The sequence below is a fragment of the Labrys sedimenti genome (assembly GCF_034424805.1).
Classification (GTDB): Bacteria; Pseudomonadota; Alphaproteobacteria; order Rhizobiales; family Labraceae; genus Labrys; species Labrys sedimenti.
Genome location: NZ_JAXOUF010000007.1, coordinates 82,662 through 101,989, shown reverse-complemented (window position 1 = coordinate 101,989; position 19,328 = coordinate 82,662). Strand labels below are relative to the sequence as shown.

Here is a 19,328-nt window from a genome sequence, read left to right as displayed (position 1 = left end):
TCAGCGTGGAATTCTCATTGGACCGCAGGTGGCGACCCTGCCGGTGACGCCCCTTTTTCGGTGACCCGAAGAAAGGCGGTATCGCAAGGATGCGACAGGAGATCGGACAGTTCCTGATCCAGGTGCAGGATGGATATGGATGCACCGTTCATGTCGAGCGACGTGCAGTAATGGCCGACCCAATTCGCCACGATGCCGATCCGCTTGGCGCTGAGGCGCTCTTCCACGCGCTTGAACAGGATGTAGAGCTCCATCAGGGGGGTCGAGCCGAACGAATTGACGAGAACTGCCACTCGGTCGCCCGGGCCGGCGGTCATCTCGGAAAAGACCTTGTCCATGATGCGGTCGACGATTTCGTCGGCTTGCATCATCTTCTCCCGAATGACACCCCGCTCGCCATGAATGCCCATGCCGATTTCCATCTCGTCAGGGCCTATCTCGAAGTTGTGTCGGCGGGTTTGGGGCAAGGAACACGGTTCCAATGCGACCCCCATCGTATAGGTGCGCCTGTTGGCCCTGCGTGCAATGGCTTCGCATTCCTCGAGCGACAACCCGCGGTCGCAGGCGGCGCCGGCGATCTTGAAGACAAAGAAATTACCCGCCACGCCACGCCGTCCGTCGCGATCCTCTACCGGTGAGGAGGAGATATCGTCAGTCGTCAAGACCGTACGTGTGGGTATGTTCGCCTCCTGCGCCAGTTCGGCCGCCATTTCAAAGTTCATCACGTCGCCGACATAATTGCCGTAGACGAAAAGAACCCCGGCTCCGCCCGAGGCAGCCTTTGCGCATTCGAGGATTGGAACAGGGGGAGGCGAGGAGAAGACGTTGCCGATCGCCACTGCGTCGGCCAGCCCCTTGCCGACATAGCCGAGAAAGCAGGGTTCGTGGCCGGAACCGCCGCCAATGACCAGGCCGACCTTGCCCGTACGCGGACCATTGCGCGCGACCAGTGCACGCTTCGAACCGTTGATCGGCGCGATATGAGCGGCATGCGCCTTGACCACCCCGTCAAGCATTTCATCGACAACGTCATCGGGGTTGTTGAGAAATTTCTTGATATGGGTGCGATTGTGGCTGGGCGGGGCGGCCGCAGCTTCCTGCCGCAAGCGGTGGGCAGGTTTGCTGTGGATCTGCGTTACGCCGTCGGCATTGAGGATGCCGCGTCCGGTCGCCGCATCGGTGATCAGCACGCTGACATAGCCGCCTCGCAGCGCCGCCAGAATTGCCGGCACCTTGTCGAAACCGCCGGCAACCGCAATGCGCATGTTGCTGTCTCGCAGCCGATCGAGGGAAATGCCGATGGTGCGGTCGTCCAGAGGTCCGGAAACGGGGTGGCCATGGGCGTCGATGAAACGGCCTGCAATCACGCCGACGGCATTTCTGGCCAGATAATCCTGGATCGACACGTCCTCGAAAAATCCGCTGGTGTGGATCGTCGAATTCGGCCGAAGGGACGAAATGCCGAAAAGTGCCTTGTTGGCCCGGGTCAGTGCTTGAAATTGCTCGGCAATGACCGGTTCGTCCAGAAAAGCTGATTTGACCTGCGCATTCGACACGATAGCCGGCGCGGTGATGTTGATGAGATGGGCATTCGTGGCTTTGGCGACCGCCGCCGCGCACAGCTCCGGCGTGTAGGCGAAACCGGCTCGAGTGCCGCCGGTGGCCTGGACGACCGTCACGTCCTGCAGATTGGAGATATCCAGGTTTTCGGCGATGGACAGGACTGTGCGCCCCCATGCGACAGCAACCGTATCGCCGGATTTCAGCAGCTTCGCAACGGCTTGCGCGCCGGCGCCTCCCAGGCGGTCGATCAACGTTCGCGATCCGTCGTCGTCGGGCACGACGAGGCAGTCGGTCAATCCGAAATGCTGTTTCAGCTCCTGCGCGACGACCAGCGAACTCAGCCGCGAAGGTTCGATGGAAATGCTGACGATGCCACGGCTGCGTGCTTCGGCAAGGTAGCTGTTGACCGTTGCGCGCGAGATTCCCATTATCTCGGCGATATCGCCCTGTGTGCGCCCGTCCTCGTAATAAAGCCAGCAAGCCCATACATAGGGATCGTCGCCATATCGCAGCGGTATGACATTGGCCAATTCCGCCTGACCAGGCTTGGCCACGGCGGTTTTTTTACTCGGCGCCATCTTGTTTGCCATTGCTCCTGCGTCGGTCGGGAAGGCTTGCAGGACAATGCCTTTGTCTCGTTTCGCGAAAATTCAAAACAAAGGGCGGCCCAACTTTCCAAGCATAAAGGGGGGCCGCCATGTTGCGCAAATCGGCCGTCTCTTATTGCAGTTTTTCGCGGGCGCGGAGTGACAATTCTCTGAGAATGATGGCGCAGGAGGTTGCTCCGGCGTCCAGGAAGCCGCGGGAACGTTCGCCCAGACGGCTGGCGCGTCCGATCCTGGCCACCAAATCTATTGTGGAATCTCGCCCCTTTTCTGCTGCTTCGACGAGCGCTTCCAGAGCTTCGGCAAAGGATCTGCCGGCAGTGTTCGCGTCATCGAACGCGGCAAGGGCCGGAACGAATGTGTCGAGAAGCGTCTTGTCGCCCACCTTGGCGGCGCCGATCGACTGAATGCCTTCGAGGCCCGCATGCAGCATGCGGCTGAAGGCGGCGGCATCGACGAGGGCGACGCCGTCGATCTTTTCGGCGAATTCCGTAAACATGACGCCATAGAGCGGTCCCATCGAACCGCCGATTTCGGTCATCAGGATGGTGCCAAGCGTGTCGAGCGCGCTTGAAAGGGACGCGTTCTTGCCCTTGAGCCGCTCGGCAGCCAGGTTGAAGCCTTTCGCCATGTTGACGCCGTGATCGCCGTCGCCGATCTTGCCGTCGATTTCGCTGAGATAGGCCCGATTTTCGATAATGCGTTCTGCCATGGCCAAAACGATGTCGCCGGCTTCCGCATTGTTCAGGGTTTGCATGAGGCGTTCTCTTTACAAGATTGCAGCGCAGCGCACGTCCGTATCGAGCAGTTCCTTCAGTTCGTCGTCAAGAGCCATGACCGTCAGGGTTGCCCCGATCATTTCCAGCGAGGTGAAGTAATTGCCGATATAGGTGCGGTGGATTTTCAGGCCGCGTTTGACGATCTCGGATTCGATCGTGTCGTTCAGGATGTAGAGTTCGTTGAGCGGCGTCGCACCGAGACCGGAAACCAGCACGGCGACTTCGGTGCCTTCGGGAAGATCGTGGTCGTCGAGAACGATCCCGCACATGTCGCGAGCGATCTCGGCCGCGGGTTTCAGCGGTTCCACGCGGACCCCCGGTTCGCCGTGATGGCCAATGCCGACCTCCATCGTACCCGGGGCGATCTCGAAATTCGGATGGCCGACGGCAGGCAGGGTACAGGGACCGAGGCCCACGCCGATCGAACGGCAATTGTCGATCGCCCTTTGGGCCGTCGCGCGAACGGCTTCGAGCGAAGCCCCCGTTGCCGCCTTGGCGCCACCAACCTTCCACATGAAGATTTCGCCGGCAACGCCCCGGCGTTTTTCGCGCTCTTCGCTGGAAGCCGAGCAGACATCGTCGTTGGCGACGACGGTCGCCACTTCGATGCCATCCTTGGCTGCGAGCCGGATCGCCATCTTCACGTTCATGTTGTCGCCGGCATAATTGCCGTAGAGCACGACGACCCCCTTGCCACCATCGGCTTCCCGGATGGCGTCATGGAAGCTTTTGGCTGTGGGGGAGGAAAACAGCTCTCCGACAGCGACGGCATCGAGCATGTTCTTGCCGGTATAGCCAATGAAGGCCGGCTCGTGGCCGGAGCCGCCGCCCGTGATGACACCCACCTTGCCGGCATGGGGGGCATTCCTGGCGGCGATGACACGGGGATTGTCGGCGAGGCGAACGATATCGGAATGGGCCTTGACGAAACCCTTCACCGTGTCTTCGACGACTTCGTCGGGATTGTTGACGAAACGCTGCATGATTTCTCCTATGGGTTCCTGGAGCGCTTCGGCTCAAAGGATCGTATAGCCGCCATCGATCAGTAGATCGGCGCCGTTGATCATATCCGCACCGGCGGAAGCGAGGAAAACGGCCGCAGCCGCGATTTCCTCGGGAAAGGCGAACCGGCCGGCGGGAATGCGTTTTCGGGCGGCATCGCCCTTCTCCCCCGCCCAGGCTTTCTTGCCCAGTTCGGTGAGTACGATGGTGGGAGAAAGCGTGTTGACGGTGATGCCGTATTTGCCCCATTCGGCCGCAAAGGTCTTGGACATGCCGATGACGCCGAATTTCGAGGCGCAATAGGCCACATGCTCCTCGATGGCGACAGTGCCCGCCTGGGAGGCGAGATTAATGATCCTGCCGCCCTTGCCGGCGCCGATCATTTCCCGGCCGACAGCCTGCGTGACCAGGAAGCTGCCCTTGAGATTGATGTCGATCGTCCTGGTCCAGTGATCCAGGGACAGATCCTCGGCCGGAGCCAGGAACACGACCCCGGCGCTGTTGACCGCGATGTCGATGCCGCCAAAAGCCGCCTTCGTACCCGCGATCGCGGCGTTGATGGACTCAGGATCGGTGACATCGCACGCGAACGCGTGCGCACCATTCCCAAGCTCGGCCGCCTTCGCGGCGGCAAGTTCGGCGTTGATGTCGAGAACGGCGACCCGGGCTCCCTTGGCGGCGAAAGCCCCTGCAATGGCCGCACCGATGCCGGAAGCGGCTCCGGTGACGAGGGCGACCTTGCCGGAGAGCGGGAAGGTCAGGTCGATTTGAGGCGCGATATCGGTCATGTCGATGGGTCCTGGCGGCGGAAGGCGCGGGGCAAGCCGATGCCCCGCGCGTAAAAATCACTTGCTGCGGTCGGCGAGCAGCTTGTCGACATTGTCGGCGGTGACCGGCGTCCACGGCACGTTATATTCCTTGGCCTTACCGTCGTTGAACGGCATGCTGGGATACTGGGCCCAGATATCGGATTGCGGCTTGTAGTCGCCCTTCCTGGCCTGGAAGATGGCAAGGTCCAGGGCTCCCTGCGCCTGAGCGCGGGCATCCTGCAGGATCGAGGTCATCGTGCCTTGCTTGACCGCATGGAGCGCATCGGTGACGCCGTCGATGCCGGCAATGGCGAAGTCCTTGACGTTCAGCTTGGCTGCCTTGATGGCCTCGATCGCGCCGAGCGCCATCTCGTCATTCTGGCCGATGACGCCGTTGATCTGGCCGGGATGGGCCGTCAGCCAGTTCTCCATCAGGGTCTGCGCCTCGGCACGCGACCAGTTGGCGGTCTGGTCCTCCAGGATCTTCACATTCGGGCATTCCGCCAAGGCCTTCTTGTTGCCTTCGAGGCGGGAGATCTGCGCCGACTGGCCGATCGGACCCTCGATGATGACGACATTGCCCTTGCAACCGATCTTGTCGAGCACGCTCTTGGCTTCCAGATAGCCCGAGACCGCGTCGTCGGAACCGACATAGGACGACAACAGGTCGGAGTGGACGCGTGTGTTCGAGCCGACGACGGGAATGCCGGCATCATGCGCGGCCTGGACGGCGGTGGCGCCGGCCTCGATGTCGATGGGCACGAAGATGATCGCGTCGAATTTCTGCGTGATCATCGTGTTGAACTGTTCCTGCTGCACGAGCGCATCATAGCGCCCGTCGAACACGGTCAGCTCCACCTCCCCGTTCTTGACGGCGGGATGCTCCTTCAGCGCCGCCGTCCAGATCTGCATGAACTCGGCGTTGAGGCCGTACGGGGCCGCGCCGATCTTGATCTTCTTGTCCTGCGCCAGGGCAGGCGTCACCAGCAACGCCGTGGCCGCGGCCAGGGCGACAAGCAGTTTCCTCATGGTCGTTCTCCTCCGAAAAATGCCGCAGCCATGTCGGCACGCGGTTCTGGATCGCGGGCGCGAGCGTCCGGATGGCGGGGGGCTTACTCGCCCTGGTTTCTCTTCTGATCCAGCATCACGGCACCGATGATCAGGGCGCCCTTGAGGACCTGCTGGTAGTAGGATTGGATGCCCATCAGATCGAGGCCGTTGTTCATCACGCCGATGATCAGGGCACCGATCAGCGTGCCGGTGATACGGCCGACACCACCCGACAGGCTGGTGCCGCCGATCACCACGGCCGCGATGGCATCGAGTTCGTAGGCGATGCCGGCTTGCGGCAAGGCGGAACCGGTGCGGGCCGCCAGCATCATGCCCGCCAGGCCCGAAAGTCCGCCGGAGATGACGTAGACGCTGAAACGGATGCGGGCAACGTTGATGCCGGACGTCTTGGCGGCGTGCGGGTTGCCGCCCACCGCATAGATATAGCGGCCGAAGCGCGTACGGTTCAGCACCCACCAGGACAGGGCGAACACCACAGCGAGCAGCACGACCGGCGCAGGAATGCCGAACAGGCTGCCGGTGCCGATCCAGCGGAACTCGGGCGTGAGAGCGGGCACGGGCCGGCCTCCACCATAGATCAGCGTCAGGCCGCGCGCCGCCGAGAGCATGCCAAGCGTGGCAACGAAAGCCGGAACTGCGAAACGCGAGACGATGACGCCGGCCACGGCGCCGCAGGCGATGCCGACGAGGAGGCCCGCCGCCAATGCGAGGTAGAAGGGATAAGGCGCGCCCGGCAGGCCCGCCGTTGCCGAAGTGGTGGCGAAGCTGGCGGCAACGATGCCCGTCAGCGCCGCTACCGAGCCGACGGACAGATCGATCCCCCGCGTCAGGATGACGAAAGTCATGCCCACGGCCAGCACGCCATTGATGGCCGTCTGCAACAATACGTTGGAAATGTTGCCCGCGGTGAGAAAGTACTGGTTGGAGACCGAAAGGACCAAGGCAAGCAACAAGAAGGCGATGAAGATGCCATATTCCTGGATGATCAGCCGACGATGTTCCCTGCCGGGCCAGATGCTGGTCGAGGGATTCTGGTTAGCGGACACGTGGATTTCCTTCTTGTGCCGGGCGATACGCCAGGACGCCGATCTCAGGTGGACAGATGCACGAGCGACTGCGCGTCGGTTTCTTCGCGCCGATGGATCCCGGCGGAGCGTCCCTGCCGCATCACCAGGATGCGGTCGGACATGCCGAGCACTTCATCTATTTCGGATGAGATCATCACGACCGTGCCGCCCGCCGCTGCGAAATCGCAGATGATGCGGTAGATCTCGCGCTTGGCGCCGACATCGACGCCACGCGTGGGCTCATCCAGCAGGAGAAGCTTGGGCTGGCGCAAGAACCACTTGCCGAGCACGACTTTTTGCTGGTTGCCACCGGATAGGCCGGAAACAGGCATGGTATCGCGCGCAGTCTTGATGCCGAAACGCGCGATCATGTCTGCCGAGGCGGCCCGTTCCTGCCGGCGCTGCATGGTGAAACCCGGGCTCAACTCCGGCAGGCTCGCCAGGCAGATGTTGTTGCGCACGCTGTCGGAGAGGTTGAGGCCGGTGAGCTTGCGGTCCTCGGTGACCAGCGCGATACCCGCGCGCATGGCATCGGCGGGACGGGAAATGGCCAGCTTCTCGCCGTCCAGGGTGATGCTGCCGGCCGTCGGCTTGTTCAGGCCAAACAGGCAGTCGAAGATCTCGGTACGGCCTGACCCCATGAGACCGTAGATGCCGAAGATCTCGCCCCGTCGCACCGAAAATGAAATGTCGTCGATCTTGCCGGGCGCTGAGAGGCCGCGAACCTGGAAACTGATCTGCTCGTCGGGATTGTTGGTCTTGACGTATTCTTCCCCGAGTTCCCGGCCGACGATCATGCGGATCAGGTCGGGACGGGTGATATCGGCCAGGGCCCCGCTGCCGACATAGCTGCCGTCCCGGAAGACGGTATAGGAATCGGCGATCTGGAAGATCTCCGACAGCCGGTGGGAGACATAGACGACGCCCTTGCCGGCGGCCTTGAGCCGCTCGATGGCCGAGAACAGATGCTGGGCTTCCTTCTCGCCGATGGCGGAGGTCGGCTCGTCCATGAAGATGACCTCGGCATCGTGACTGAGCGCCTTGGCGATCTCCACGAGCTGCATCTGCGCCACCGAGAGATTCATCATATATTGGCTGGCACGGATGTTGAAGCCGAGTTGGTCGAACAGCGCCTGAGCCTCCCGGTTCATCTTGCGGAAATCGATGCCGCCGAAGCGTGCCGACGGTTCGCGCCCGAGGAAGATGTTCTCGGCCGCCGTCATGTGGGGGACGGGGCTGAGCTCCTGTTCGATGATGGCAATGCCGGAGGCCAGCGCCTCGGCCGGACTGGAGAACTCCACGGCCTTGCCGCGCCGGCGGATCGCGCCGGCGTCTCTGCGATGCAATCCCATCAGGATCTTCAGGAAGGTGGACTTGCCCGCGCCGTTGCCGCCGCACAGGGCATGGACGGAACCCGCATGGAGCTTGAAGGCGCCATTTCGCAAAGCAGCAACGCCGCCGAAGGACTTTTTGAGCCCTTCCACCTCAAGCAAGAGATCCACGCTTCCTCTCCTCATTTGCGCTCGCCGCCTGACCGGCGGGGCACGTCGACGTCACGAGATCCAAATCCGAGCGTCGATATTGACAATTGTCAAATAAGGATCGACAAATGTCAAGAACTGCAAAACGAACAAGAGCCATGGCCGTCGGGCACCCGGCTTGCCTCGGGAGGGAACCACCAATGAAGATTGCGCTTGGCGCGGATGGCGCAGGCAGGCCCCTGCTTGAGGTCATCGCGGATCATCTGGCCGGTAGGGGCGACATTGCGGTTACGGATCTGAGCCGGCCGGGCTACTACGCGGACATCTCGAAGGTTCTCGCCGAAAGCGTGGTCAACGGCGAACATGATCGGAGGCTGTTGTTCTGCGGCACCGGAATCGGCGTATCGATTTCGGCCAACAAAGTGCCAGGCATCCGCGCCGCCCTGACCCATGACACCTATTCAGCGGAACGAGCCGCAAAATCCAACAATGCTCAGATCATCACCATGGGCGCCCGTGTGATTGGCCCGGAACTGGCTAAAGCCATCGTCGACGTTTTCCTCGCATCCAGCTTCGATCCAAACGGGCCATCGGCGGACAATGTCAAAGCGATCGATCGTTTGGACGCGAGGAGGGGAGATGCCTCCAGTACATGAGGCTGCTGCACCTCAGCGGGTGAGTTGACCCATCCGCATTTGTCATAGCGAACGATGGAGTGCGGCAATGGACTATTGCGCAATCGACAAAGAAGCTGCTCCGCCGGCGGAATTGGCCGGCCTCGCCGGTAAAACACGCCCTTCGGAGACGGGAGGAAAAAGTGTCGTCATATAGCCTGAACCGGCAGGCGCCCTTTCTGCTGTTGATCAATTGCGCGGTGCTCGCAGCCGGGGCTCTGTTGGCGGGCTCCAGTTTCATCGACAGTTACAATCTGCAATCCATGGCGTCGCAGGTTCCCGAACTCGGTCTTCTGGCGCTGGGCGTCATGCTGGCCATGGTCTCGGGCAATGGCGGCATCGATCTGTCGGGCATCGCCCTGGCGAACCTTGCCGGCATCGCCGCCTTTCAGGTGACAAGCCATTTCATCGTGGCCGATGACGCACCGCTGCTGTTCTTCTGGGGTTTCATCGGCCTGGCGCTTCTCGTGGGCCTGGTCGGCGGTTTCGTAAATGGCAGCGTGATCGCCTATGCGCGACTCACACCCCTGATCGCCACACTGGGGACGCAGCTGCTGTTCACCGGCATTGCGGTGTTCCTGACCAACGGCTCCGCGATCACCATGGGCTTTATCGAGCCGCTGGATGATTTCGGCAACATGCCGGTGCTCGGCATTCCCCTGTGCTTTGGGTTGTTTCTGGCAATTGCGGCCGGCCTGGCATTTCTTTTGAGATATACGCCGTTCGGCATGAAACTCATGTTGCTTGGAAGTAATTCCAAGGCGGCACGGTATGGCGGCATCAATGAAAAGCGCATGCTGCTTGTTACCTATACCCTCTGCGGCGTGCTGTCTTCCGTTGCCGGCGTCATTATCGCGGCCCGCAATTCCTCGGTGAAATGGGACTATGGCGGCTCTTATGTGTTGATCGCCATTCTGATTGCCGTCCTGGCAGGCGTTAAGCCCGAAGGCGGATACGGCAAGGTGATCTGCGTGCTGCTGGCTGCGACGGCGCTGCAGATTCTATCGAGCCTGTTCAATTTCATGAACATTTCGAATTTCTTCCGAGACCTTGCCTGGGGCGTCTTGCTGTTGGCCCTCCTGGCCTTCTCGAGGGTGCATCTGGGCGCCTGGCTTGCGCCGAAGCGACGATAGCTCGGTTCGCGATCGACTCGGTACCGTGAAGATCCCATAGGACCGGCAGTGCCGATCCCAAAAGACGATTTTGCTTAAAATGGAGGAAACTATGAGCAAAATTACCAAACTGGCAGCTTGTACGATGCTAGCAGGCGTGTTGATGGCCGGGGTTTCGTTCGCCCAGGACAAGCCATCCATCGTGACGGTGGTCAAGGTCACGGGCGAAAACTGGTTCATCCGCATGAACGAAGGCGTGGATGCGTTCGGCAAGGACAACCCAAGCTTAAGCGCCAGCCAGATCGGCCCCGCCAAGGCAGACGCGGCTCAGCAGACCCGCATCATCGAAGATCTCGTCGCCAAGAAAGTGTCGGCGATCGCGGTCGTTCCGATGGACCCGTCGGCACTCGAAGGTGTTCTTCGCCGCGCTTCCCAGCGCGGGATCAAGGTCATCACCCATGAGGGGGACAGCCTCAAGAACACCGATGTCGACATCGAAGCCTTCGACAACAAGGCCTTCGGTGCGCGTATCAACGAAAAGCTCTCCGCCTGCATGGGCAAGTCAGGCAAATGGACGTCGTTCGTTGGTTCTTTGGGCAGCTTGACGCATAACCAGTGGGTCGATGCCGGCGCGGAAAACGCCAAGAAATATCCGGGCATGGAACTGGTTGCCGCCAAGAACGAATCCTTCAACGATGCCAATCGCGCCTACGAAAAGGCCAAGGAGATTCTGCGGAAATATCCGGACATCAAGGGGTTCCAGGGCTCCTCTGCCATTGACGTGATCGGTATCGGCCGTGCCGTGGAAGAAGCAGGCCTTCAGGGCAAGGTCTGCGTCTATGGCCTCGGCCTTCCCAAGGATACCGGACCCTATCTCGAAAGCGGCGCGGTCAATCAGATCTTCTTCTGGGATCCCAAGGATGCCGGCTACGTCATGAACAAGGTTTCCGAAATGGTCCTGAAGGGCGAGGAGATCAAGGATGGGGTCAATCTCGGCGTGCCGGGCTACGAAAAGATGACCGTCATCAAGGGACCGGGCAAGGGCATCATCATGCAGGGCCAGGCCTGGGTTGATGTCGACAAGTCCAACTACAAGCAGTTCCCATTCTGACAACGAGCATCGCTCACTGACGCGTCTTCCCCCGGGCATCGATCCCGCGCCGGAAGACGCGTCGGGGAGTTCTGGAGCAAACCGCGTTCAGGTGTGAACGCCTATTTGCTCTATCTCTTTGTTTCGACGCGTCTTTGCGATTCTTGGTGCCTCCGTCTAGTCGCAAAACGCTATAGGATTTTTCCATGCACGCGACCGATCCTACGCCGCGCCCTTTGCCGCCGTTTCTCGAGGTCAGAAACGTCAGGAAATCCTTTGGCGGCGTCATGGCGCTGAAGGATGTCAGCCTGACGATCGAGGCGGGGCAGATCTATCACCTGATGGGGGAGAATGGCTGCGGCAAGAGCACGCTGATCAAGATCCTTTCCGGCGCCCAGCCTGCCGATGAGGGGCAGATTCTGATCGATGGTCGGCCGACCGGAAGCAGGGCCGGAGATCTGGGCGCGATCGGGGCGCTGCGGGCCGGTATCGAGACGGTCTATCAGGACCTGTCGCTTCTCCCCAATCTCTCGGTTGCCGAGAACGTCGCGTTTACCGAGCAACTCGTCGAGGCGTCGGGGCGTCTGGCCCGCAGGCTGAACGTCACGGCGCTGCATGAAACCGCGCGTCGGGCCTTGGCGGAGGTGCATCTTCCGACCGGCGGTGATTTCCTCACGCGTCGCACTGATACGTTGCCGCTCGCGACGCGCCAGTTGATCGCCATCGCCCGCGCTGTCGCGTCCGAAGCACGTATGGTCATCATGGACGAGCCGACGACATCGCTTACCCGGCAGGAAGTCGAAAACCTGCTTGGCGTTGTCGAGCGATTGCGCGGCAAGGGCGTCGCGGTTTTGTTCGTCACGCATAAGCTCGACGAGTGCAAACTGCTCGGAGGCCGCGCAATCATCATGCGCGATGGGTTGAAGGTCGCCGAACTCGACGTCGCCGATCACAGCAAGGCTGAATTCAGCCGGTGGATGACGGGCCGCGAAATCGGCGAGACGCGCTACCGCACCGATCCAAAGCTTGGCGACGTCCTGCTCCAGGTCGAGAATCTCGATGACGGCCGGGCTTTCCAGAATATCTCGCTGAGCGTGAGAAAGGGCGAGATATTGGGCGTCACGGGGCTGCTGGATTCCGGCCGCAACGAGCTGGCTCTCGCGCTGGCCGGCGTGAAGCCGGCGTTGAGCGGCCAGATACGCCTGGCCGGCAGGACGATCGCGCCCCAATCGGCGCTAGAGGCCATACAAAACGGCGTTGGCTATGTTCCTGAAGACCGGCTTACCGAGGGCCTGTTTCTTGAAAAGTCGATCCAGGACAACATAACGCTGCCGATCCTGGATCGCCTGCGCAATGCGCTCGGCATCATCAGTTCTCGCAGGGCTCGCCGCACTGCGGAAACCAGCGTTGCCGACCTGCAGATCGTCGCGCCGGATGTAACGGTTCCGGTTCAGTCCCTTTCCGGCGGCAACCAGCAAAGGGTGCTCATCGGACGGTGGCTTACCATCAACCCGAAACTCCTCATCCTGCACGGGCCGACCGTTGGCGTGGATGTGGGATCGAAAGACACGATCTTCCGGATCATCCAGCGTCTGGCCGACGACGGCATGGGTGTCATCATCATCAGCGACGACTTGCCGGAGCTCTTGCAGAATTGTGATCGCATTCTCGTCATGCGTCACGGCTGCATCGTGGCTACGCACAAGGCCGAAGGGCTGACCGAAGACGCGATCTATCAATCCATGGCCGGCACGTCGAAGGAGATTGCGCAATGACCGAGATTGCGTCCGCGACCACTGCCGCCTCCCAGCGCGGCGGCCTCTTGCGCCGCTGGTGGGACTTGATGGGCCGCCGGCCCGAGCTCTTCACCTTGCTGCTGACCATTGCGACCTGTTTGGTCGTGATCGCCGCCAATCCCGACTTCCTCCAGATGAGCAATATCGTCGACATATTGCGTGCGTCGGTGGTGCGCGGGCTGTTTGCGATGGGGGTGCTGGTCGTGCTGGCGTCCGGGGGCATCGACGTATCGTTCACGGCGATTGCCGCCTTCGTGATGTATGTCCTGACCATGGTCGTCACGAACTGGTTCCCGGGCATGCCGATGACGGTGATTTTGATCCTTGCCGCCTTCGGCGGTGCGGCTTTTGGAATCGTAAACGGAGTGCTCGTTCAAAAACTCCAGGCGCCGTCGCTGATCGTCACGATCGGCACCCAATATGTCATCCGCAGTTTCTTGCTGACATTCATCGGGACCGCCCTGTTCATGAACATCCCGTCCGCGATGGATGCTTTCGGCAAGGCCTCGCTGTTCACCCATCGCGCCTCGAATGGCGTTGTGTCCGTGTTGCCGGCGACCGTTCTGGTTCTGGCCGTTGCCGCTTTCGTCACGTGGTACATCCTCGAGCGCACGCTGATGGGCCGCGCCATCTTCGCCATCGGCGGCAATTCTGCGATTGCCGAACGCCTGGGTATCAATCTGTTCCGCGTGCGGGTGTTCGTGTTTGCCTATGCCGGGCTGCTCGCCGGCATTGCCGGTGTGATCCATGTCTCGAGCAACCGCCTCGCCAATCCATTCGATCTTGCCGGCATGGAGCTTGAAATAATCGCGGCCGTCGTTCTGGGCGGCGCCCGGATCACGGGCGGCTCCGGATCGGTGATCGGGACGCTGCTCGGCGTGCTCTTGATAACGCTGGTCAGCAACGTGCTGATCTTCGTGGGTATTCCAAGCACGCTGCAACTGGCCATCATCGGCATTTTCATCCTGATCGCAGGAACCATTTTCGCCCTGCGCAATCGCAGCTAGCGGCGCCTGCGGCGCTGCGATCGGGGGCGCCAGCCAATCACGTGTCTTGTTTCAAGAGGTTTCCATGTCTCATGATGTATCGGTCATCGGGCTGTATATTCTCGACGTGCTCGGGCGGCCGGTCGATGCCATTCCCGCCGGCGGCAATGTGGAGTTCATTGACGAAATCAGGCTGACGGTTGCGGGTACCGCCGGTGGAACGGTGGTGGATCTTGCAAAGCTCGGGCTGAATTGCCTTGCGGTCGGTGCCGTGGGCGATGACGAGAAAGCAGATTTCGTTCTTGCAACACTTCAGCGTTTCGGCGTCGATACGGCCCAGATGCAGCGCTTGGCGGGCGTGCCGACATCGGCAACCATTTTGAATATCCGGCGCAATGGCGACCGACCGGCGCTCCATGCTCGGGGGGCTTCCGATCATTTTGAGGTTGCCGAGAGCGCTCTCGATACGGTGCTGGCTCCGCCGATCATTCACCTGGGTGGTACCGGATTGCTGGCCAAGCTCGACGGCGAACCGAGCCGCAAATTGCTGGCCGAGGCAAAAGCGCGCGGGCGCACGACAACGTTCGACCTGCTCGGCGCCAACGACGGCACGCTCGATCTTATCGCGCCCCTGTTTCCCCATATCGACTACTTCATGCCCTCCATCGAGGAAGCGCGGCAGATTTCCGGCACGTCCGGTATCGAGAGTTCGGGCCGGTTCTTTCTCGATCGCGGCGTGAAACACTGCGTATTCACGCTAGGTGGCGATGGCGTGTGCTTCATGGACGCTCACGGCGAGATCGTTCGCCAACCGGCTTTCCAGATCGAGGTGGTGGACACGACCGGGTGCGGCGATGCGTTCGATGCCGGTTTCATCACGGCCCTGCATCGCAGGATGGATCTGAAAACAGCGTTGAACTTTGCCCAGGCATCGGCGGCACTGGTGGCGACGGGTCTCGGCTCCGATGCAGGCATTCGGTCGTTCGAGGACACCTTGGCCTTCATGAACACCATGCCGATCAAACACTGAAACTGAAAAGGAAGCGTGCCGGAAATCCGGCCCTTTACGACCTCCGAAGCCGACGGCCGCCTCGGGCAAGAATGTGCCTCGTTCGGAAGAGCAGGGGCGGTTGCCGAAAGGCTGGCCGCCAGGCTCGGATCCTCGCTATCGAGGATCCGCAGACCGTCTGCTCCGCGCCTGCTGTGCGGCCGGACGATGTGATTCCACACCACCCCGGTCAACGGCCGGCGTCGGATTGAAACGGTCTCGAAGCATCCGGCGCCGAGAGCAAAGCGCGATTTCTTCGAATCGCACTTTCTCACTAGCTCTTTGTTTTGACGCGTTTTCTTAATTGAAAAGTCTGTCAATTTTTCTGGAAAACGCTCCAGCCCGAGCAAGTCCGGCGAACGCGAACTTTCGCAACATTTCCAGAGCTTTGGCACGGACGTCTCGTGGCGTTGCCGCATTGATGGCGGCGTCGAGAACAGGACTCCAGCTTGGTACTTCGTATCCGCTCTCCATGGCGCCAGTCCGTCTGGGAAAACGTCAAACGCCCCTGCAAGGCCGCGGGTAGAGCGAGGCGATCCTTTGCCGAATCCTGCAACTCGACGACCCGGGCTTTCCTGCCGCGAGGCGCCTGATGGCTCTCCCGGACACCTCTATCGATGCGCTTCTATAACTCTTGTAAAAATGAAAATACATGTGTATCGATTGCTGAAGGCGGCCGGAACTGACTGCAGTCAGACGGCACGCCGCAGGCGGATTTGCCCTGCCTGTCGACCATAGAGGGAGGACTCCATGAATAAGCTCGCGACGCTGATCGCATGTGCCGCTTTTGCGCTGCCCGCTGCAGCCCTGGCCCAAAGCGCGCCCGGTACCGTCAAGAAGGACAGCTATCGCTTTGTCATCGTGCCGAAGGTCGTCCATCCCTGGTTCGACAAGGTAAATCAGGGCGCCCAGCAGGCCGCGGCGGCATTGAAGGCGCAAACGGGCGCCAATGTCGAAATCGTCTATTCCGCTCCCCAGTCCGCGGATGTCGTGCAGCAGAACCAGATCCTGGACAGTGCGCTCGCCACGCATCCCGATGGCCTGGCGATCGATCTTCTGGATCCTTCGGGCAATCGCGCTTCGCTGGAAGAAGCCCAGGGCCAGAAGATCCCGCTCGTCCTGTTCGATTCCGTGCCGCCCGAAGGCATGTCGATCACCCATATCGGATCGGATTTCTGTGAGCAGGCCAAGATCGCTTCGCGCCGCCTCGTCGAACTTCTCGGCGGCAAGGGCGAAGTTGCCATCATGATGGGTGTGCCGACGGCGCCCAATCATGCGATCCGGGCCGACTGCCATCGCAAGGTGTTCGCCGAAAACCCCGGCATCAAGGTTGTGGCCGAAGGGATCGACAACGACAGCATTCAGACGGCGCAGCAGCAGGCCGCTGCCATCATGCAGGCGCATCCCGATCTCAAGGGCTGGGTTGCCTCCGATGCCGCGGGGCCGATCGGCATCGGCCAGGCCATCGTCGAGGCTGGCAAACAGGGCAAGGTCACGCTTGTCGGGCTCGATAACCTGCCGGAAATGCTCGACATGATCCGCACCGGCGTCGCGGAGAGTTCTTCGGCGTCCCAGCCTGAACTGCAGGGTTACTGGTCGGTGATGATGCTGTGGGCCAAGGCGACCGGGGCGCCCGTTCCCGATTTCATCGACACCGGCAACGCCTTCCTGACCAAGCAGAACGTGGGCGGCTGAGTATCTCGCACAAAGAGTAGACAGGCGCGGGCTCCTTTGCCCGCGCCTTATTCGTCAAAAGTGAAAGACTTGGTCCATGGCCTATCTTGAAACCACCGGACTGGGCAGGGACTTTCCCGGCGTGACTGCGCTCAATGCTGTTGATCTCAAGGTCGAGCTCGGGCGCACTCATATCCTGGCCGGCGAAAACGGGGCCGGCAAATCGACCCTGGTCAAGATTCTCACCGGCGCGGAACACCCCTCGCGGGGGACCATCAGGATCGATGGCCGTGATCCCGCCGAAGAGCCCTCCCTCTATCGAAATATCGCCTATGTGCCTCAGGAGCTCACGCTGTTTCCCCAGATGAGCGTTGCTGAGAACCTCTTCATGCCCCTGAACCGCACGGGTCATGGCGGCATGCTGTTCAACCGTCGTGCCTTGATGACGGAGGCGCAGGCCTATCTCGACCGTTTTGGCATCGAGGCTCGCCCTCAGGATCTGGTGGCCAATATCTCGGTCTCGGATCAGCAACTGCTGCAGATCGCGCGCGCTTCCACGAACAAGGATATGAAGGTTCTCATCCTCGATGAGCCGACTTCCGCGCTGACCGGTGTGGAGGTCGAGCGGGTCTTCAAGGTCATGCGCGGCTTCCTCGATCGCAACCATGCGATCGTCTTCATCAGCCATAAGATGGACGAGGTTTTCGCCATCGGCGACGACTATACGGTTCTGCGCAACGGCGAGAAAATCGAAAGCGGACGGATCGCCGATATTTCGGAGCCGGATCTCATACGCGCCATGTCCGGCCGTCATTTGGCGCTGGACGAGCATTTTCGTCCCGAGGGCCATGCGACCGATACGATCATGGAAGTCAGGGGGCTGACCGGTCCGCGTTTCAGCGACATCTCATTCGATCTTCGCCGCGGCGAAATCCTCGGTTTCGCCGGCCTGGTCGGGGCAGGGCGCTCCGAAATCATGCAAACCATCTTTGGGTATCGCAAGGCGAGCGCCGGCAAGGTCATGGTTGCCGGCAAGGACTGGCGGCTCAACGATACGTCCCGCTCCGTCGAGGCGGGCATGCTCTATCTGTCCGAGGAGCGCAAGCTTCACGGCATATTCCCGCAGCTGTCGTTGCGCGAGAATGTCGGTATCTCGATCCTGTCTCTCACCGTCGGCCCCTTGGGCATCAGCCAGAAGCGAGAGCGCAGCGCGGTCCAGACCATCATCGACGACTACGGCATCCGCACCGCCGGCATGGGCAAGCGTATCTCCCATCTGTCGGGCGGCAATCAGCAAAAGGCGATCATCGGCCGCGCTTTGGCCACGCGGCCGCAGATCCTGATTTTCGATGAGCCGACCAAGGGCATCGACATTCGTACCAAGACGGAAATCTACCGGATCATGAAGAGGCTGGCCGAGGAAGGCGTCGGCGTCATCCTCATTTCGTCCGAGATCGCCGAACTGCGCAAATGTGCCAACCGCATCATAACCATGCATAACGGGCGCCTGACCGGTCAATATGTCACGGCCGACACGGCCACGGAAACGCTGGTGGGCGCCATATTTGGAACCGAGATGAACGCCGATGTCGTCTAAATCACTTGCCACGGTCCTGCGCGATCCGCTCGCGGGAGTCCTTGCGGCCCTTGCGGTCATCTTCGCCTTGTCGGCGATCGTCTCACCTTATTTTCTCACCTCCTACAACATGTCCGTGGTGGCGCGCGGCATCGCCTTCGTCGGGCTCATCACCATCGCGCAGTCCATGCTGATGGTGCTTGGCGAACTCGACCTGTCGCTGGGCGTGATAGGCGGCCTCTGCGGGATCGCCTCCGGCGTCCTGATGATGAAGTTCGGTATCGAGCCCTATACGGCAATGGTGCTCGCCATCGCGCTCGGGGCCACCCTGGGGCTTGCGAATGGGCTGCTCGTTACCGGCTTGCGGCTGCACTCGCTCGTCCTGACGATCGGCACGGCGGGCATTTACGGTGGCGCGAATCTGGTCCTGACGCGCGGCGTTGCCATCACCGGCATCCCGCAGCACATCCAATATCTCGGCCGCGGCGACGTCTTCGGCGTCCCCGTTCCCTTCGTGGCGATGATCGGCGCCCTCCTCGTTGCCACCTTCGTCATGGTGAAAACGCCGTTCGGCCGCTACATGTATGCGATCGGCAACAACCGGAGCGCCGCGCGCATGCTCGGGATCCGTGTCGACCTCGTCCGGCTGATCGTGTTCGTGGCGGCCGGCGCTCTCGCGGCGCTGGCGGGCGTCCTCATGGTGGCCCGCCTGGGAACGGCCCAGCCATCCATCGGCGATACCTGGGTGCTGGCACCCATCGCGGCTTGCGTGATCGGCGGCGTCGCCACCACGGGCGGCGTGGGCAGCCCCATCGGAGCCATTTTCGGCGCCGGCATCATTGCCATCATCGAAAACATCATCGTCCTGTTTGGCGTATCGCCCTACTGGCAGGGCATTGTCTCGGGTGCGATCGTCGTGCTGGCAATTTCCTTTGATGCCATCTCTCGTCGCTATCTGCGCGGCGAAGCTGCTTGAACGGACATGATTGAAGAAT

Annotated in this window: 16 protein-coding genes; 9 read left to right on the top strand and 7 right to left on the bottom strand. The window is 61.2% G+C overall.

Annotated elements, in window-relative coordinates; all coding sequences use genetic code 11:
• Window positions 1-14: 14 nt before the first annotated feature.
• From U1R88_RS20755 to U1R88_RS20725, 7 genes are all read right to left on the bottom strand, one after another.
• The gene (locus U1R88_RS20755) at window positions 15-2,141 is read right to left on the bottom strand and encodes a bifunctional sugar-binding transcriptional regulator/dihydroxyacetone kinase subunit DhaK (protein ID WP_322433074.1); all 2,127 of its coding nucleotides are present in this window, start codon (window positions 2,139-2,141) and stop codon (window positions 15-17) included.
• A 142-nt stretch (window positions 2,142-2,283) separates the two neighbouring features.
• Window positions 2,284-2,925 carry a dihydroxyacetone kinase subunit DhaL gene (dhaL, locus tag U1R88_RS20750; RefSeq protein WP_322432948.1) on the bottom strand — a complete coding sequence of 214 codons (642 nt, stop codon included), beginning with the start codon at window positions 2,923-2,925 and terminating at the stop codon, window positions 2,284-2,286.
• Between the two features lie 12 nt (window positions 2,926-2,937).
• The gene (locus U1R88_RS20745) at window positions 2,938-3,930 is read right to left on the bottom strand and encodes a dihydroxyacetone kinase subunit DhaK (RefSeq protein ID WP_322432947.1); all 993 of its coding nucleotides are present in this window, start codon (window positions 3,928-3,930) and stop codon (window positions 2,938-2,940) included.
• Between the two features lie 33 nt (window positions 3,931-3,963).
• Window positions 3,964-4,737, bottom strand: a complete 774-nt coding sequence (locus U1R88_RS20740; protein WP_322432946.1) for a GolD/DthD family dehydrogenase — start codon at window positions 4,735-4,737, stop codon at window positions 3,964-3,966.
• A 57-nt stretch (window positions 4,738-4,794) separates the two neighbouring features.
• Complete coding sequence (locus U1R88_RS20735) at window positions 4,795-5,787, bottom strand: substrate-binding domain-containing protein (RefSeq protein ID WP_322432945.1); 993 nt, start codon at window positions 5,785-5,787, stop codon at window positions 4,795-4,797.
• A gap of 83 nt (window positions 5,788-5,870) precedes the next feature.
• Window positions 5,871-6,875 (bottom strand): ABC transporter permease, encoded by a 1,005-nt coding sequence (locus tag U1R88_RS20730; protein ID WP_322432944.1) that lies wholly within the window; start codon window positions 6,873-6,875, stop codon window positions 5,871-5,873.
• A 44-nt stretch (window positions 6,876-6,919) separates the two neighbouring features.
• Complete coding sequence (locus U1R88_RS20725) at window positions 6,920-8,398, bottom strand: sugar ABC transporter ATP-binding protein (RefSeq protein ID WP_322432943.1); 1,479 nt, start codon at window positions 8,396-8,398, stop codon at window positions 6,920-6,922.
• Between the two features lie 179 nt (window positions 8,399-8,577).
• Here U1R88_RS20725 and derI point away from each other — a divergent pair, with 179 nt between their 5' ends.
• The 9 genes from derI (at window position 8,578) to U1R88_RS20680 (ending at window position 19,309) form a co-directional block, all read left to right on the top strand.
• Window positions 8,578-9,033: a D-erythrulose-4-phosphate isomerase gene (derI, locus tag U1R88_RS20720; RefSeq protein WP_322432942.1), complete on the top strand. Its 456-nt coding sequence runs from the start codon at window positions 8,578-8,580 to the stop codon at window positions 9,031-9,033.
• Window positions 9,034-9,194: 161 nt separating this feature from the next.
• Complete coding sequence (locus U1R88_RS20715; protein ID WP_322432941.1) at window positions 9,195-10,184, top strand: ABC transporter permease; 990 nt, start codon at window positions 9,195-9,197, stop codon at window positions 10,182-10,184.
• Window positions 10,185-10,275: 91 nt separating this feature from the next.
• Window positions 10,276-11,274, top strand: a complete 999-nt coding sequence (locus U1R88_RS20710) for an autoinducer 2 ABC transporter substrate-binding protein (RefSeq protein WP_322432940.1) — start codon at window positions 10,276-10,278, stop codon at window positions 11,272-11,274.
• A 185-nt stretch (window positions 11,275-11,459) separates the two neighbouring features.
• Window positions 11,460-13,028, top strand: coding sequence for a sugar ABC transporter ATP-binding protein (locus tag U1R88_RS20705; protein ID WP_322432939.1), 1,569 nt, complete (start codon window positions 11,460-11,462; stop codon window positions 13,026-13,028).
• On the top strand, window positions 13,025-14,056 hold the full coding sequence (locus U1R88_RS20700) for an ABC transporter permease (RefSeq protein ID WP_322432938.1): 1,032 nt from the start codon (window positions 13,025-13,027) through the stop codon (window positions 14,054-14,056). The genes U1R88_RS20705 and U1R88_RS20700 overlap by 4 nt, the downstream gene beginning before the upstream one ends.
• A 64-nt stretch (window positions 14,057-14,120) precedes the next feature.
• Entirely contained in the window at window positions 14,121-15,065 is a 945-nt protein-coding gene (locus U1R88_RS20695; RefSeq protein ID WP_322433073.1) for a carbohydrate kinase family protein, read from the top strand.
• 768 nt (window positions 15,066-15,833) lie between these two features.
• Window positions 15,834-16,778: a substrate-binding domain-containing protein gene (locus tag U1R88_RS20690; RefSeq protein WP_068281669.1), complete on the top strand. Its 945-nt coding sequence runs from the start codon at window positions 15,834-15,836 to the stop codon at window positions 16,776-16,778.
• Window positions 16,779-16,854: 76 nt separating this feature from the next.
• Window positions 16,855-18,354: a sugar ABC transporter ATP-binding protein gene (locus U1R88_RS20685; RefSeq protein ID WP_068281667.1), complete on the top strand. Its 1,500-nt coding sequence runs from the start codon at window positions 16,855-16,857 to the stop codon at window positions 18,352-18,354.
• Complete coding sequence (locus tag U1R88_RS20680; protein WP_322432937.1) at window positions 18,344-19,309, top strand: ABC transporter permease; 966 nt, start codon at window positions 18,344-18,346, stop codon at window positions 19,307-19,309. The genes U1R88_RS20685 and U1R88_RS20680 overlap by 11 nt, the downstream gene beginning before the upstream one ends.
• Window positions 19,310-19,328: the final 19 nt, after the last annotated feature.

Excerpts from the sequence above, each read along its gene's own strand:
- U1R88_RS20735 (WP_322432945.1), bottom strand. The coding sequence starts at position 5,787 with ATGAGGAAACTGCTTGTCGCCCTGGCCGCGGCCACGGCGTTGCTGGTG.
- U1R88_RS20745 (WP_322432947.1), bottom strand. The coding sequence starts at position 3,930 with ATGCAGCGTTTCGTCAACAATCCCGACGAAGTCGTCGAAGACACGGTG.
- derI (WP_322432942.1), top strand. The coding sequence starts at position 8,578 with ATGAAGATTGCGCTTGGCGCGGATGGCGCAGGCAGGCCCCTGCTTGAG.
- U1R88_RS20710 (WP_322432940.1), top strand. The coding sequence starts at position 10,276 with ATGAGCAAAATTACCAAACTGGCAGCTTGTACGATGCTAGCAGGCGTG.
- U1R88_RS20695 (WP_322433073.1), top strand. The coding sequence starts at position 14,121 with ATGTCTCATGATGTATCGGTCATCGGGCTGTATATTCTCGACGTGCTC.
- U1R88_RS20705 (WP_322432939.1), top strand. The coding sequence starts at position 11,460 with ATGCACGCGACCGATCCTACGCCGCGCCCTTTGCCGCCGTTTCTCGAG.
- dhaL (WP_322432948.1), bottom strand. The coding sequence starts at position 2,925 with ATGCAAACCCTGAACAATGCGGAAGCCGGCGACATCGTTTTGGCCATG.
- U1R88_RS20700 (WP_322432938.1), top strand. The coding sequence starts at position 13,025 with ATGACCGAGATTGCGTCCGCGACCACTGCCGCCTCCCAGCGCGGCGGC.
- U1R88_RS20690 (WP_068281669.1), top strand. The coding sequence starts at position 15,834 with ATGAATAAGCTCGCGACGCTGATCGCATGTGCCGCTTTTGCGCTGCCC.
- U1R88_RS20680 (WP_322432937.1), top strand. The coding sequence starts at position 18,344 with ATGTCGTCTAAATCACTTGCCACGGTCCTGCGCGATCCGCTCGCGGGA.
- U1R88_RS20740 (WP_322432946.1), bottom strand. The coding sequence starts at position 4,737 with ATGACCGATATCGCGCCTCAAATCGACCTGACCTTCCCGCTCTCCGGC.
- U1R88_RS20685 (WP_068281667.1), top strand. The coding sequence starts at position 16,855 with ATGGCCTATCTTGAAACCACCGGACTGGGCAGGGACTTTCCCGGCGTG.
- U1R88_RS20755 (WP_322433074.1), bottom strand. The coding sequence starts at position 2,141 with ATGGCGCCGAGTAAAAAAACCGCCGTGGCCAAGCCTGGTCAGGCGGAA.